Below are 15,281 nucleotides of genomic sequence, written 5' to 3'. Positions count from 1 at the left end.
TTAAAATAAAAGGTTTTATTTATTTCTGTCTTTAAGAATCTTCTCAATTTCTTCCAAAGAATAGCCTTTGGCTTTCAACAATATAAGGAAGTGATACAAAAGATCTGCAGCTTCATTCTTAAAGAGCTTTTCATCGTTATCTTTCGCTTCAATTACCAATTCTACAGCTTCCTCTCCCACTTTTTGAGCCATTTTATTAATTCCTCTCTGATAGAGTGAATAGGTATAAGAATCTTCCGCTTTGGTATCTATTCTCTGAGAAATCTTTTCTTCCAGTTCATACAGAAACCCTTTCGCATTCTTCTCTCCGAAACAGCTGAAACTTCCTGTGTGGCAAACCACATTCTTTGGAACAGCTTTAATTAAAATGGTATCCTGATCACAGTCGATGTCAATACTTTTTACTGTTAAGAAATTCCCGGATTCCTCACCTTTTGTCCAGAGCCTGTTTTTGGAGCGGCTGAAAAAGGTAACTATTCCTTCTTTTTTAGTCTTTTCATAAGCTTCTTCGTTCATGTAGCCTAACATCAATACCTGTAAGGTTCTGTTGTCCTGAATAACTGCAGGAACAAGTCCGTTATCTTTGTTAAAATCTATTTTCATCGTACTTCTATTTTTTGAGTTTTTAATTGTTGTTTTAAATCCTGAATACCTATTTCATTAAAATGGAAAATACTGGCTGCCAATCCTCCCGTAGCTTTTGTTTCATTAAATACCTGAACAAAGTCATCCGCAGTACCGGCACCTCCGGAAGCAATCACAGGAATACTTATATTTCCTGAAACCAGTTTTGTGATACGGAGATCGAAACCATTTTTTGTACCATCACCATCCATTGAGGTCAGGAGTATTTCTCCTGCTCCCAGGGATTCAGCCTGTTTTGCCCATTCTAAGGTAGAAAGTTCGGTAGCTTCTCTTCCTCCTTTAACGTGAACCAGATCTTTTGCCCCTATCTGTCTTGTATCAATGGCTACCACAACGCACTGGCTTCCAAATTCTCTGGCTAAATCTGAAATAAGCTCAGGATTTTTTACAGCCGATGAATTGATGCTAATCTTATCCGCTCCAGCTTCCAAAAGCTTCCTTACATCGTCCACAGATGAAATTCCTCCTCCTACAGTAAATGGAATACTGAGTTCTTTGGCTATTTCCTTTACCAGGTCTACAAAGGTTTTTCTGTTTTCAATAGTTGCCGTAATATCAAGGAATACAAGCTCATCTGCGCCTTCTCTTTCATATTTTTTAGCAAGTTCTACAGGATCTCCTGCATTTTTCAGGCCTTCAAAATTGATTCCTTTTACCGTAGCTCCATCTTTGATATCTAAACATGGAATAATTCTTTTCTTAAGCATTTTCAATAAAATTTTGAAGTTGTTGTAAGCTTATTTTTCCTTCGTAAATTGCTTTTCCAATAATTGTCCCTGCACAACCAATATCTTTCATTTTATAGACATCAGCGATCCCGGAAATTCCGCCGCTCGCCACCAGTTTCACTGAAGTTTTATATAAGATCTCAATATACAGTCCTGTGGACGGCCCTTCCAGCATACCATCTTTTGCAATGTCGGTGCATATTGCAGTTTGTATTCCTTTTTCCTGATATTGAAGGATGAAGTCTACAATGTCATTATCACTTTCTTCAAGCCATCCGGAGGTCTTAATTTTCCTGTTGTCACAGTCTGCTCCTAAAATAATCTTCTCAGAACCGTATGTTTGAATCATTTCATAGCAAAATTCGGGATTCTGAACGGCAATACTTCCCAAAGTAATTTGCTTTGCCCCTGAATTAAAAGCTGTCTCAATATCTTCATGAGTCTTTAATCCTCCTCCAAAATCAATATGCAGGGAAGTTGAACGTGCAATGTTTTTCAGGACCTTCTGATTGACAATGTGTTTGGATTTGGCCCCGTCAAGATCCACCAGGTGAAGAAACTGAATGCCGAAACTTTCAAATTCCTTCGCCACTTCTACGGGATCTTCATTATATATTTTCTTTGTACTGTAATCTCCTTTTGATAAACGGACACATTTGCCGTCAATAATATCAATAGCCGGAATTATTTTCATCATGATATATTTATAAAGTTCTTAACAATCTGATTTCCTACCATTCCAGACTTTTCAGGGTGAAACTGTACTGCATAGAAATTGTCTTTCTGCAATGAGGCGCTGAATGGCAGAATGTAATCACAGACAGAAGTTGTAAAGTCCGAAAGCTCACAATAATAGCTGTGAACAAAATACACATCACTGTTCATTTCAATCCCCGCAAAAAGCGGTGATGGCTGTCCTGAAAAGGTATTCCAGCCCATGTGCGGTACAATATCCTTTGCGGGGAATTTTCTGACGCTGATATCAAAAATTCCCATTCCTTCTGTATTTCCTTCTTCATTATCTTTACACATCAGCTGCATTCCCAGACATATGCCTAAAACAGGCTGCTTAAGGCTGGGAATCAAAAGATCAAGTTCTCTTTCTTTCAACAGTTTCATGGTAGATGAAGCCTCTCCAACCCCTGGAAAAATCACTTTATCAGCTTTTAGGATCTGCTCCGGATCATCAGTTACTACTGAATCAACTTTTAGTCTGTTGAGGGTATTCTGGACAGAATTTACATTCCCTCCGTTGTATTTTATTATGGCAATCATATTTATAAACTTCCTTTTGTAGAAGGTAAACTGTAATTACTATCAGATTGGTTTACGGCCATTTTAACGGCTTTTGCAAAGGCTTTAAATATGGATTCTATTTTGTGGTGCTCATTATCTCCTTCTGCTTTGATATTAAGATTAGATTTTGAAGCGTCTGTAAAGGATTTAAAGAAATGAAAAAACATTTCTGTAGGCACATCTCCTATTTTTTCGCGTTTAAAAGGAGCATCCCACACCAACCACGGCCTTCCGCCGAAATCAATGGCCACCTGGGAAAGGCAGTCGTCCATCGGAAGCAGGAAACCATATCTTTCAATCCCTTTTTTCTTTCCTAAAGCTTTTAAAATAGCTTCTCCCAGAACAATTCCTGTATCTTCAATAGTGTGGTGCTCATCTACAGCAAGATCACCTGTTACTTTAATCGTTAAATCCATATTTCCGTGTCTTGCAATCTGATCCAGCATGTGATCGAAAAAATGAAGCCCGGTTGAAATATCTGATTTTCCGTTTCCGTCAAGATTGACTTCAATTTCAATGTCGGTTTCATTGGTTTTTCGGGAGACTTTAGCCTTTCGCATTCCGGATTTTAAGAACTGATAAATCTCTGACCATTTTGTTGTAGACAGCTCAGCTTCACTATTTAAGTTTTGATTAAGATAAATCGCTTTAGATTTCAGATTTTTAGCAAGTTGAACGTCTGTACTTCGATCACCAATTACATAGGAATTTTCAAGATCATAATTCCCATAAATGTATTTACTCAGCATTCCGATTCCCGGTTTTCTGGTTGGAAGATTTTCAGATTCAAAGCTTTTATCTATTAAAATATCGCTAAAAATGATTCCTTCATTTTCAAATGCCTTCAGCATTTTTGCATGGGGTTTTATAAAATCTTCTTCAGGAAAACTTTCCGTTCCCAGACCATCCTGATTGGTTACCATTACCAGTTCGTAATCCAGTTCACTGACAATCTTTGACAGGTTTTGGAAAACTCCGGGATAAAATTCAAGCTTTTCCAGAGAGTCCACCTGGAAATCTGTTGGCGGTTCAATGATGAGTGTTCCGTCACGGTCTATAAAGAGTACTTTTTTCATATTTTTTTATACTTAGATAAGAGCTTTATTTTGATATCTTTTGTAAAAGAGTAATGAGTTTTTCATTTTCTGCACGGTTCCCGACATTAATCCTGATACAGCCTGGAATAGCAGGATCCCTTCTGCTGGTTAAAATTTCTTCTTCCAGCATTTTAGAATAGACATGGTCTACATTATCCATTCTGATCAGGAAGAAATTGGCATCAGTGGAAAATACTTTCTTAATGCATGCAATACTTTCAAACTGCTGCTTCAGCCATGCTCTCTCTTCCAGAATACGCGTTACATTCTTTTGGAGTCTGTTTTCTTCTTCCAATATCTTTAAAATCAGTTCCTGACTCAAAACATTCACATTATAAGGTGCTTTTACGGTATTGATTAAGCTGATGATCTCTTCGGACGCATAAGCCACACCTACTCTTGCTCCGGCCATTCCCCATGCCTTCGAGAATGTTTGTAATACAATCAGGTTAGAATATTTTTCCAAAAGTTCCAGACTTGATTTTCTACGGGAAAATTCAATGTAGGCTTCATCTACGACCACTATTCCCTTGAAATTCTGAATATAAAATTCAATATCATCAATACTGTTTCCTGTAGGATTATTCGGTGAGCATAAAAAGAAAATTTTCAATGCCGGGTTTTCTGCTGCCTGTAAAAAAGCATTTTTACCGATTTCAAAGTTTTCATCCAGATCAAGCTTCACAACTTTATTTTCATTGATTGCTGCATAGAAACCATACATGGCAAATGACGGATTCATCATCAGAATGGCGTCTTTTTTGGGCTCACAGAAGATTTTAATGATAAGATCTATCAGCTCGTCACTTCCGTTTCCTATGGCCATCTGTGAAGGTGAAACATTTTTAAGTTCCGCAAGCTTACTTTTAAGCTTTTTCTGGGTAGAATCCGGGTAGCGGTTGCATTCCCCGAACGGGCTTTCGTTGGCATCCAGCATAACAGGAGCATTGAACTCATTATAGTCCCTGAAACTGATGTAGGGCTGTAATTGTACTATATTTTCTCTTACGAGTGTTTTGATACTGCTATTTTTCATTGTATTGATTTTCTTTTTAAAATTGATTTAATATAAATCGCTTTTAAACCATTAAGCTGCATTAAGTTATTAAGAATAATGAAGAGAATATCTTCAGATCTTTATTAAGCAGTGAGCTGAATTCAAATGTGTTTGAATCTTAATTTTGCTTAAAAGCTTTATTTTCTTAATGGTTCCAAATTATTTTTTTTGATGAACGCAAGGGCGCAAAGTCTTTTAATTCTTTAATTTTTTTAAGGCGCAAGAAAATCGAAGATTTTCAGCAAGGGTATGTTTTTGTTTTGTGTTTTTATATACATTAATCAATTTTATCGGAGATCAAATCCTTGCGTCTTTGCGTTTTCCAACATACTATTTTAATCTTATAGACACTGCATTTTTGTGAGCAAACAGGCCTTCTGCTTCGGCCATGAGTTCTATTGTTTTCCCCAAATTCTGAAGACCTTCTTTTGAAAGATGCTGGAATGTTATTTTCTTCACGAAACTGTCGAGAGAAACACCACTGTAATTCTTCGCATAAGCATTGGTAGGAAGTGTGTGATTGGTCCCGCTGGCATAATCTCCGGCACTCTCACAAGAATAGTTTCCAAGGAAAACAGAACCTGCATTCTGAATCCCGGGAATGTATTTTTCAAAATTACTGATGGCCAGAATAAGGTGTTCCGGAGCATAGAGATTACTGAATTCAAGCGCTTCATCCAGAGAATTAACCAATATAAAAGAACTGTTTTCCAAAGCCTGGCCCGCAAATTCATTTCTTGGTAAGTCTTTGATCTGCCGTTCAACAGCTTCTACCGTTTCTTCAAATACTTTAAGGTCTGTGGTAATGAAAACCACCTGGCTGTCACTTCCGTGTTCTGCCTGAGAAAGAAGATCTGCGGCACAGAAATCAGGGACGGCCTGTTCATCTGCTATCACAAGAACTTCGCTCGGACCGGCAGGCATATCAATAGCTACTCCATAACGTTGTGCATATTCTTTTGCTGCTACCACAAACTGATTTCCGGGTCCGAAAATTTTATGAACTTGCGGAATGCTTTCTGTACCGAGAGTCATTGCTGCAACGGCCTGCGCGCCGCCTGTTTTAAAGATTTCCGAGACTCCGCAAAGTTGGGCTGCATAAAGAATGGCAGGATTGATATTACCGTTTTGATCTGGGGGGGTACACAATACAATTTCTTTACAGCCTGCCAGATTTGCAGGGATTGCAAGCATCAGCACAGTGGAAAACAAAGGAGCCGTTCCTCCCGGAATATAAATCCCTACTCTTTCTACAGCACGGTTTTCCCGCCAGCAAAGCACTCCTTTTGTTGTTTCAATTTTCTGAATCTCCTGTTTTTGAGAAGCGTGAAATGCTGAAATATTTTCTTTAGCCTGTTGAATGGCTTCTTTCAAGTCGTCATTGATGTGATTGTCAGCTTCCTGAATTTCGATATCAGAAACTTTAATATTCTCAGTTGCTGCTTTATCAAATTTTTTATTGAATTCTTTTAAAGCCTGATCACCTTTTTTTTCAACTTCCGTAAATATTTCCGCAATCAAACCGGAAATTTCTTTCTGCTCCAGAACAGGACGTTTTACCAGGTCTTTCCAGGTGTCTTTTGTGGGATATCTGTATATTTTCATTGTACTTTTTTAATTTTTTTTGAACCATTAGCTATATGTCCCAATTTTTCTATGAACGCAAAGGCACAGTTTTTTTTAATCTTTACTTTTTTAAGGTGCAAGAACATTTCTACTTCGCTCAATATGAGATTTTCAGCAAATGTGTGAGTATATTTTTGTGACTTAAAACGGCATTCAATTTTATTGCAGATAAAATCTTTGCGCCTTAAAATAGTATTGGTCTCATTTTCATTGCGCCTTTGCGTTAACCAATATTATCATTCTTCAACTCACTTTATATAACCATTTTATCAATTGGAATAATCAGGATATCCTGAGCGCCATTTTCTTTCAATTCATCAATGACATCCCAGAAACGTTCTTCATCAATGACGGAATGGATACTGCTCCAGCCTTCTTCTGCCAATGGAATAACGGTAGGACTCTTCAGTACAGGAAGCACACCGGCTACTTTCTGAATTTTTTCATTAGGGACATTCATCAGGATGTATTTTGAATTTTTTGCTTTTAGAACTGACTTGATTCTGAATACAAATTTCCCCAGTATGGCTTCTTTTTCAGCTGATAACTGAGGTGTCTGGGCCAATACTGCTTCCGATTTTAATAAGGTAACCGTTTCTCTTAATCCGTTTTTGAAAAGGGTGCTTCCGGAACTGACAATATCGCAGATACCATCAGCCAGTCCAATATTAGGTGCAATTTCTACAGAACCTGATATAACGTGAATATCTGATACGATTCCTTCTTTTTCTAAGAAGTTTTTGAGGGTATTGGGATAAGAAGTAGCAATTTTTTTGCCTTGAAAATAGGATAGCTCATCGGTTTCCACCTCTTTAGGAACGGCCAGTGAAACCCGGCACTTTGAAAACCCAAGCTTTTGTATTGTTGTAATATTTTTACCTTTCTCAATCAGAAGATTTTCGCCTACAATGGCTACATCCACCACTCCGTCTTCCAGGTATTGAGGGATGTCTGAATTCCGAAGGTACATGATTTCCATTGGGAAATTATCTACTGAAACTTTGAGCTGGTCTTTACCGTTGTTCACAAAGATTCCGCAGTCTTTGAGAAGCTGAAGAGATTCTTCGTAAAGCCGGCCGCTTTTTTGGATTGCAATTTTTAATTTACTCATTTTGCCTTTTTTGGGTCCGAGCAAATAAAAACTGATCTATTGAAATTTCTGAGAAGAATTCAGGAAACAAAAAAACCGCCTATTTACTCAGACGGTTTTAATTATTTTTGATTTCAGCATATACTTATATCAATCAATTCCGTCTAGCAGAGATGATGATGATAATGATGTAATGCTAAAAATGTTGGTTTCATTGTTTGAATTATAATGCAAATGTAGGATTTATTTTTAAAATGCAAAGTTTTTTCAGATAATTTTTTGATAGAACTTTATCAATTCCTGTGCAATGGGTTCGTCATTAAACTTCTGAACAAACTCGAACCCCTTTTCCTCACGGCGTTTTCTTTCGGATTCATTTTCCCAGAGAAATTTGATTTTCGCTCGGATATCCAGATCATTGTCAGGACTCACATACACCGAATCTTTTCCTCCCGCTTCCGGCAGACAGCTGGTATTGCTTGTAATGACAACCGTTTTGGAAAAAAGCGCTTCAATAACAGGAATTCCGAAGCCCTCAAAGAAGCTTGGATAGATAAAAATATCTGCCAGTTTATAGAGACAGGCCAGTTCGTCCATGGAAACTCCTTCCAGGAAGAGTACCTGCTTTTCTATTTTGTTTTTTTTCAGAAAACTTTCTATTTTTTTGTAATATTGAGTCTTTCTTCCCACTACAACCAGTGGAATTGCTGTACCATTGATTGCTTTGACAACATTTAAAAGATTTTTACGGTCTTCTATGGTACCGACATTCAGTATAAACCTTTCCGGCAGCTTATATTTCACTTTTACAGCTTCCATCAGTTCCGGAGACTGCTGTTCTTTGAAAGCATGATGACATCCCTGATAAATAACTTCAATTTTATCCTCAGGAACCTTTAAATACTGAACAATATCTCTTTTGGTCTGTTCTGAAATAGCAATAATTTTATCAGCGGAATCAGCCGCTTTTTTAAATTTCCAGAAATGAATTTTTCTGTCAAAAAAAGAATAATACTGCGGATATCTTACAAAGATCAGATCATGAATGGTAACGACTTTTTTAATAGGTTTGGGATTCCATTGTAAAGGGAGTTCTCCGGATAATCCATGAAAAATATCTGCACCTTCTTTTTGGGCATCTTTCCCCATCTTCAATTGGCGTGATAAAATTCCTTTTGAGGTTTCAACAAACTGAACGTTAGGACGTTCCAGAATATCTTTTCCTCTTTCCGATCTGTTTTTATTCAGCAGAAGATATTCATTCTCCGGTTCATATTCTGAAAGGATTCTTACAAGATCCCTTGAGTAATTTCCCAGGCCGGATGTATTGTGGAAAAACCGTTTTGCATCAAACGCAATCTTCATCGTTCTATCTGTTTTTGAAATTCCTGAAATGTTCCGAATACGTGCCCTTTTTCTTTCAGCCAGCCAACAAATGAATCAAATCTTTCCACCATGTCTTTTCCTGAGTTTTTCACGGTAAATCCAGGGAGTTTAAAAGCGTCATCCTTGATTTCTGCAAATTCCCAGGGATGGAAATAAATGTTCAGATATTTGTCTTTTTTCAGGCTGTCCGAAGCCAGCTTTTTATAGAAGAACAAGGGAAAGTTGTGAAAACTCAGCCAAAACAGAGGAATTCTGAAGTTTGGTGAAACCGAAGCCGGAACCTGAGTTACATTTCCTTCTTTGAAATAGGTTCTGGATACTTTTAAATTATTATATCTTCCCGGCAAAAACGTTGGATTGATGGATGAATTGTAAGAATAACCTGCTTTTTCGACCGCTTTGTCATCCACGGGCATCATTCTCGGCATTCTTAATCCGGTCACTTTTGTAGAAAATAATTCTTCCAGTTTTTCTCTTGATTCCCTCAGGTGCCTTTCCTCAAATTCTGAATGAAACCAGGTATGAGATGCCAGTTCATGACCATCATTTAATAACCTTTCGATAAGATGTCTGCTGTTTTCTGCAAAAACTACGGTGGAAAAAAAGGTAGCTTTTGCGTTATGTTTTTTAAGGATATCGAGAATTCTCTCTAATCCTATCTGTGAAATTGAAATCTGCTTTTCAAAGGGTATTTCTCCCCTGTATTCCAGTGGCATATCAAATTCTTCAATATCAAAACTCAATAATACCATTCTAAAAATTTTTGTTTTTAACAATATAATTTGGTCTGTCTTTCACCTGTTTGAATATTTTACCTAAATAGATTCCCATAATTCCCAGGATGATCAGCTGAAGTCCACCAAAGAAAACGATAGTCATTATCAAGGATGCCCAACCTGAAATCTCAGTTTTTGCAATAAATGAATGAATAACGTATGCACCGTATCCGATGACAGAAAGTGCCGAGAATAAAAACCCCAGATACGCTGCCAGATAAAGAGGTTTCACACTGAAAGCCGTGATGCCGGTAAAGGCGAAAGTAAACATTTTTTTCAGGTTGTAACTGCTTTTTCCGGAAAGCCTTTCTGCAGCAGTAAAGTCGATTCCTGTTTGTTTGAAGCCCATCCAGCTTGTTAATCCTCTAAGGAACAGATCGTCTTCATTAAAATTTCTCATGACTTCAACAGCGCTTGCATCCAGCAGTCTGAAATCTGAGCCGCCCCCTTTTGTTAAATTAACGTCTGACAGACTTGATAAAAGCTTGTAAAACAGATCTGATGTTTTCCTTTTAAAAAAAGAAATCTCCTTGGGATAGGTTCTGAAGGTAAAAACCACATCATAGCCTTCCTCCCATTTCTGAATCATTTCAGGGATAAGCTCCGGCGGATGCTGAAGATCGCCGTCCATTGAAATAACCGCATTTCCGTGGGCATTATCCATTCCTGCTTTTACTGCGGGCTGGTGGCCAAAATTACGTGAAAATTCAATGAATTTCACTTCCTCATACTGACCGGCAAGTTCTTCTAATTTCTTCTGCGTATTATCTCTGCTGCCATCATTTACAAATATGATTTCGAAGTCATAATTATTCAGGCCATCAAAAACGTTTTTAATTTTCTGATGGATCATGGCAACGTTTCCTTCTTCGTTATAGGCGGGAATTACAATTGAAATTTTCTTCATATTTACTAATTCAGGCTATAATTTTTCTCAAAATCTTTAGTCAGAAGCTCATAAGTTACTCTCAACCAAATGACAATACAAGGTACTGCTTTTAATGAATATTTAATGATATAATTTTCTTTTACAAATTTCGGGAACAGGTCCGAAGTGGAAAAACAAGTGAAAATAATGACGAAAACCAGCAGTCCTATGATAAGCGGTGTTCTTTCTTTCTGAAGGAAAAACCAGATCAGCACTCCTACTACGGCAATAATGTATGTCGGAGATTCTGAACTGGAGCTGAACAATACTAAAAACAGCAATGTTGAAGCCAGGATCATCAGCTGGAAAGCATAATTTTTATATTGTTTGATTCTGATGTAAGGTAAAGCAAACAGCGGCAGCCCTCCTGCTAAAAATACAAGATTAGAAATAGAGGCATCTCCTAAAACTCTTCTTACAAAGCCCATCAGTGAAATATCCTGCATGTTTCCCAATACCTGATTTTCATTGTTTTTTTCTACAATTGAATGAAACCAGTCTGAGTAGCACTGAATCACAAACTGCGGACTTGAATACGCCATCGGAAGTACGAAAAATAATACAGCAATAACAATTCCTGAAAGAATAAATTGAGTCTTGTTCTTAATGAAGAAAAATTGTGTCAGTCCAACAATTCCGTAAATCTTCACAAATATTCCGATTAAAATGGCAGTCACCGATTTCACTTCTTTTCTTTCGTAAATATATACTGCGGATAGCAGCAAAAGGCCGGTAAGCGCTACATTAAACTGTAAACTTAAGGCTGCTGTAATGTATTCCTGAAGACAAAGCAATCCGAAAATGGCTTTCTTACTGTCTGAAAAAGGCAGTTTATAAATTCCATAGATGAAAATAAAGGTATTGGCGATATTCCAGAGAGAAATACCCAGCCAATCCGGCATCATGGCGAACGGAGCGATTAATGCGCTGAAAAATACGCCATAGTGATTCAGATCAAAATAAAGATCAGGATAATGGATAAATAAGTTTTTCTGATGAATGGTATTGAAGAATACGTTTTTAAAAATCAGATAATTATTGATCGCATAATCTCCTCTCAGATATTTGGAAATTGCTGTAACAACTGATATAATAAGATAAACCCCAAATATATATTTAGGGTTTAATAGTATTTTAAGAAATTTTTCTTTCAAGATTTTAGTATTAGTTTAAAATATTAATCTTAAACAGCTACATTATTCTCTCTCAATGCATCATTCAGAGATGTTTTCTTATCTGTAGATTCTTTTCTCTGACCAATGATCAGTGCACAAGGAACCTGATATTCTCCTGCTGGATACTGCTTTGTATAGCTTCCTGGAATTACTACCGAACGTGCAGGAACTCTTCCTTTGATCTCAACAGGAGTATCTCCTGTAACGTCAATGATTTTTGTAGAAGCTGTTAATACTACATTGGCACCTAATACGGCTTCTTTTTCTACGTGAACTCCTTCTACAACAATACATCTTGACCCGATGAAACAGTCGTCTTCAATGATTACGGGAGCCGCCTGTAACGGTTCCAATACCCCACCAATACCAACACCACCACTCAGGTGAACGTTTTTACCGATCTGTGCACAGCTTCCTACTGTAGCCCATGTATCTACCATTGTTCCCGAGTCTACGTAAGCACCAATGTTTACGTATGAAGGCATCATAATAACTCCCGGAGCAATATAAGCTCCTTCTCTGGCCACAGCATGTGGTACAACTCTCACCCCTTTTTCAGCATAGTTTCTCTTCAAAGGCATTTTATCATGAAATTCAAACGGACCTACTTCAATAGTTTCCATTTTCTGAATCGGGAAATACATTACTACTGCTTTTTTTACCCATTCATTCACCTGCCATCCGTTTTCCGTAGGTTCAGCAGTACGAAGTTCACCTTTATCAACTAAAGAAATAACCTCTCTGATCGCTTTCTGGCTGTCTTCATTTTGTAATAGATCTCTATTATCCCAAATATTTTCAATAGTTTGTTGTAACGACATGTTTCTTATTTAAATTAGTTTGAAAAATTATACCGGCCAAAGATACAAAAAAGTTCAGCAAAACCGTTTTTAACATGATGCTTTTAATAAAGGCTCAGCATACGCTGTACTCTCTTTTTATAGGCCAGGTACATCTGTCCATGTTCTTTGATCAGATATTCTTCTTCAAGACGGATCTGGATCTGCATCAAAATAGACCCGATAAGGAGAAAAGAAAAAGCAAATGCAGTAGGAAGAACAAGAAAAAATCCGGCAAGACTTACAGTCATACCCAGAAATATGGGATTTCGTGAAAATCTGAATAATCCATGAGTTATCAGCTCTGTTTTTGTTGTAGTATCGACTCCTATTCTCCATGAGCTTTTCATTTGTAACTGAGCCATTATCACCCAAACCAACGCAATGATCATGACAATAATTCCAGTGTATTGAAGAAAATTATGTTCAAGAAGGTGGATTTTAAACATCTCAGAAATATCTTCCGGGAAACATAATAAAAGCATCGTATATACAAATAATGCCAGTAATATCATTTTAAAATATATTCCTACGAGTGCATACGCTGAGTCGCCTTTGGGAAGAACATTTGGATTTTTGCCGATTTTCTTTGCCACTTTATAACTGATTCCGACAAAGGAAATAATAAAGAACAATATGAAATAGAAGGGAATAAAGAATCTGATGAAATCTGCCATAGTATAGTTTTTATGGCAAATTTGGTGAGTTTAAAGATGCAATGCTATTGCAATGATTGATGATATACAACAGAGAGAACCGTGAGAATCCCTTCCTCCAAAAAGGTGAAACAAATTCAAAAAATTTTTGACGGTTTGGATTCAGAATATATATGGGTACAGCCTACAGCACTCTTTGAGCATGCAGGTAGGCCTTGTTCCAATATTTCTCATTCAGTGACGAAATTATCACCCCTTTTGACGTGGATGCGTGAATAAATTTCACTTCTCCATCAGGGCCGATATCGTGAACAATACCTACGTGAGAAACTCTGCTTCCTCCTGCTGTGGCAAAAAATAACAAATCACCGGGTTTTACTTCTTTGATATCAATATTTTTTCCGGCTTCAGCCTGATCTGAAGATCTCCTCGGAAGGTTGAGATCATTTTCCTCAAATACTTTTACCGTAAAACCTGAACAGTCGAAGCCTGATGAGGTATTCCCCCCGAATTTATAGGGTGTTCCAATATATTTTTCAGCATCCTTAAGAATATCACTGACGGATCTTGAAATTTTACCATCAAATTTGGAATCCAGCTTTCTGAGATTCTCTGCTTTAGATACAGTCTTGGTATTTGATCTTTTATTGGCGGAAGCGCTTTTAGAGGATCCGCAGGAAACTATAAAAACAGACGCAGCCAGTATAACAGCCATCTGCTTTATTTTCATTTTTTGTTGAAATAATTCCGTTCCCATATTCTTCTGATTTGTAATTAATTAACAAAATAGAGTACAAATATACATTTTATATTCTAATTATGGTATAACTATACTACAACTATATGATAAATATATGTTAAAATTTGGTTTACCATTAATTATTGGTATATTTGATTTCTATTTTACGATATGGCAACCTATGAAAGTGTAATTAAGATTACCGGAGCTGTGGGCGACCTGGTATTTTATAACCTGAACGGCAAAAATGTGGTTCGGAAGAAAAGCGGGTTCAATAAAACGGCTTTTAAAAAGAGTCCGTCATATGAAAAAGTACGCCAAAACAGTTCAGAATTTGGGCATTGTTCAAAAATCGGAAAGATCATCAGAAAAAGCGTGGAAAACTATACCAGAGAAGCAGGTGATCCCCTCCTCTACCAGAAGTTTGCAAAGGTGATGACAGCCATCAAAGATCTGGATAAGATTTCCGAAAGAGGAAAACGAACTGTAGCGAATGGTTTAAAAACTGAAGAAGGCAAAATGCTTCTGAGAGAATTTGAGTTTGGCGGCATCAGTAAGGTGGCAGAATGTATCAGCATTCAGGATCAGATGCTTTGTAAGCGTGGAGAATGTGCTTCGGAACAGACACTGTTTATGACGATAAAACTGGATTCCGAAAAATATATAACAGAAAGTACCGAAGAAATAATACAGTGGAATAAGGAGCGGAAAAGTTCTTTTAAAAATTATTTTTCCAATGATGATGTTCTGCTTTACTTTGCTGTACTGAAGAATAAGCATAACGAAATTACCCACATGGGTTTTGTATAAATAAAAAAGTCTGCAGTAATTACTGCAGACTTCTTATTTTTATTTCTTTTCTCCTTTCCATGTTCCTGATTTGGCAGGTGTAGGAAGTGAGTTGACCCAGTTTCCGTTTCCTTTTTTATCTACAGAAGATAGTGTTCCTTTGAATTCTCCTTTTGAAGGAAGCCCTACTGTTGCATTCAGATCTCCTGTTTCACTTAAATTCCCGGAGATATTATAATTTTCATTATTTACATCGGAATGCATTGTTCCTACCACTTTACCACTTTCATCTACCACAAGATTCCAGACTCCTTTGTCATTTCCTTCATAAGAACCAGACCATGTTCCTACATAATCATAAATGGTATCATCATCAGAGCTGCAACCGATAAATAAAAACGCCGTAAATAAAAGTAAAAAAAGTTTCTTCATAGTTTCAGTAGTTTTATAACCT

The 15,281-nt window shown here is 37.1% G+C and carries 17 protein-coding genes; 1 reads left to right on the top strand and 16 read right to left on the bottom strand.

The annotated features are described in order from the left end of the window. Positions 1-15 precede the first annotated feature (15 nt). From hisIE to BLW74_RS08555, 15 genes are all read right to left on the bottom strand, one after another. The gene (gene hisIE / locus BLW74_RS08625) at positions 16-603 is read right to left on the bottom strand and encodes a bifunctional phosphoribosyl-AMP cyclohydrolase/phosphoribosyl-ATP diphosphatase HisIE (RefSeq protein WP_089691742.1); all 588 of its coding nucleotides are present in this window, start codon (positions 601-603) and stop codon (positions 16-18) included. Beyond that, positions 600-1,352, bottom strand: a complete 753-nt coding sequence (hisF, locus tag BLW74_RS08620) for an imidazole glycerol phosphate synthase subunit HisF (protein WP_089691739.1) — start codon at positions 1,350-1,352, stop codon at positions 600-602. Before hisF ends, hisIE begins: the two co-directional genes overlap by 4 nt. Continuing rightward, positions 1,345-2,067 (bottom strand): 1-(5-phosphoribosyl)-5-[(5-phosphoribosylamino)methylideneamino]imidazole-4-carboxamide isomerase, encoded by a 723-nt coding sequence (gene hisA / locus BLW74_RS08615; RefSeq protein WP_089692587.1) that lies wholly within the window; start codon positions 2,065-2,067, stop codon positions 1,345-1,347. Before hisA ends, hisF begins: the two co-directional genes overlap by 8 nt. Beyond that, positions 2,067-2,648 (bottom strand): imidazole glycerol phosphate synthase subunit HisH, encoded by a 582-nt coding sequence (gene hisH / locus BLW74_RS08610; protein WP_089691737.1) that lies wholly within the window; start codon positions 2,646-2,648, stop codon positions 2,067-2,069. Before hisH ends, hisA begins: the two co-directional genes overlap by 1 nt. A 2-nt stretch (positions 2,649-2,650) precedes the next feature. After that, entirely contained in the window at positions 2,651-3,745 is a 1,095-nt protein-coding gene (hisB, locus tag BLW74_RS08605; RefSeq protein WP_089691731.1) for a bifunctional histidinol-phosphatase/imidazoleglycerol-phosphate dehydratase HisB, read from the bottom strand. A gap of 25 nt (positions 3,746-3,770) precedes the next feature. Continuing rightward, positions 3,771-4,802 carry a histidinol-phosphate transaminase gene (gene hisC / locus BLW74_RS08600; RefSeq protein ID WP_089691727.1) on the bottom strand — a complete coding sequence of 344 codons (1,032 nt, stop codon included), beginning with the start codon at positions 4,800-4,802 and terminating at the stop codon, positions 3,771-3,773. Positions 4,803-5,153: 351 nt separating this feature from the next. After that, entirely contained in the window at positions 5,154-6,428 is a 1,275-nt protein-coding gene (hisD, locus tag BLW74_RS08595) for a histidinol dehydrogenase (RefSeq protein WP_089691724.1), read from the bottom strand. A gap of 274 nt (positions 6,429-6,702) precedes the next feature. Then, positions 6,703-7,560: an ATP phosphoribosyltransferase gene (gene hisG, locus BLW74_RS08590; RefSeq protein ID WP_089691721.1), complete on the bottom strand. Its 858-nt coding sequence runs from the start codon at positions 7,558-7,560 to the stop codon at positions 6,703-6,705. Between the two features lie 246 nt (positions 7,561-7,806). Further along, positions 7,807-8,904, bottom strand: coding sequence for a glycosyltransferase family 4 protein (locus BLW74_RS08585; protein ID WP_089691718.1), 1,098 nt, complete (start codon positions 8,902-8,904; stop codon positions 7,807-7,809). After that, complete coding sequence (locus BLW74_RS08580) at positions 8,901-9,677, bottom strand: polysaccharide deacetylase family protein (RefSeq protein WP_089691715.1); 777 nt, start codon at positions 9,675-9,677, stop codon at positions 8,901-8,903. Before BLW74_RS08580 ends, BLW74_RS08585 begins: the two co-directional genes overlap by 4 nt. Position 9,678: 1 nt before the next feature. Continuing rightward, positions 9,679-10,608 (bottom strand): glycosyltransferase family 2 protein, encoded by a 930-nt coding sequence (locus tag BLW74_RS08575; protein ID WP_089691712.1) that lies wholly within the window; start codon positions 10,606-10,608, stop codon positions 9,679-9,681. A gap of 5 nt (positions 10,609-10,613) precedes the next feature. Continuing rightward, complete coding sequence (locus BLW74_RS08570; RefSeq protein ID WP_089691709.1) at positions 10,614-11,783, bottom strand: glycosyltransferase family 87 protein; 1,170 nt, start codon at positions 11,781-11,783, stop codon at positions 10,614-10,616. Between the two features lie 29 nt (positions 11,784-11,812). Beyond that, positions 11,813-12,625 (bottom strand): 2,3,4,5-tetrahydropyridine-2,6-dicarboxylate N-succinyltransferase, encoded by an 813-nt coding sequence (locus BLW74_RS08565; protein ID WP_089691708.1) that lies wholly within the window; start codon positions 12,623-12,625, stop codon positions 11,813-11,815. An 83-nt stretch (positions 12,626-12,708) separates the two neighbouring features. Further along, positions 12,709-13,320 (bottom strand): methyltransferase family protein, encoded by a 612-nt coding sequence (locus tag BLW74_RS08560; protein ID WP_089691705.1) that lies wholly within the window; start codon positions 13,318-13,320, stop codon positions 12,709-12,711. A gap of 163 nt (positions 13,321-13,483) precedes the next feature. Continuing rightward, complete coding sequence (locus tag BLW74_RS08555; RefSeq protein ID WP_089691702.1) at positions 13,484-14,056, bottom strand: C40 family peptidase; 573 nt, start codon at positions 14,054-14,056, stop codon at positions 13,484-13,486. 153 nt (positions 14,057-14,209) lie between these two features. Between BLW74_RS08555 and BLW74_RS08550 the strand changes: the two genes are divergently transcribed. Next, a complete protein-coding gene (locus BLW74_RS08550; RefSeq protein WP_089691699.1) occupies positions 14,210-14,848 on the top strand; it encodes a hypothetical protein in 639 nt (212 codons plus the stop codon). A 39-nt stretch (positions 14,849-14,887) separates the two neighbouring features. Here the strand turns inward: BLW74_RS08550 and BLW74_RS08545 are convergent, their stop codons facing one another. After that, the gene (locus BLW74_RS08545; RefSeq protein ID WP_089692586.1) at positions 14,888-15,259 is read right to left on the bottom strand and encodes a hypothetical protein; all 372 of its coding nucleotides are present in this window, start codon (positions 15,257-15,259) and stop codon (positions 14,888-14,890) included. Positions 15,260-15,281 lie beyond the last annotated feature (22 nt).

The sequence above is a fragment of the Chryseobacterium culicis genome (assembly GCF_900108365.1).
Taxonomy (GTDB): Bacteria; Bacteroidota; Bacteroidia; order Flavobacteriales; family Weeksellaceae; genus Chryseobacterium; species Chryseobacterium culicis.
The sequence above is the reverse complement of the archived record's forward strand: the minus strand, read 5'-3'. Positions and strand labels throughout refer to the sequence as shown.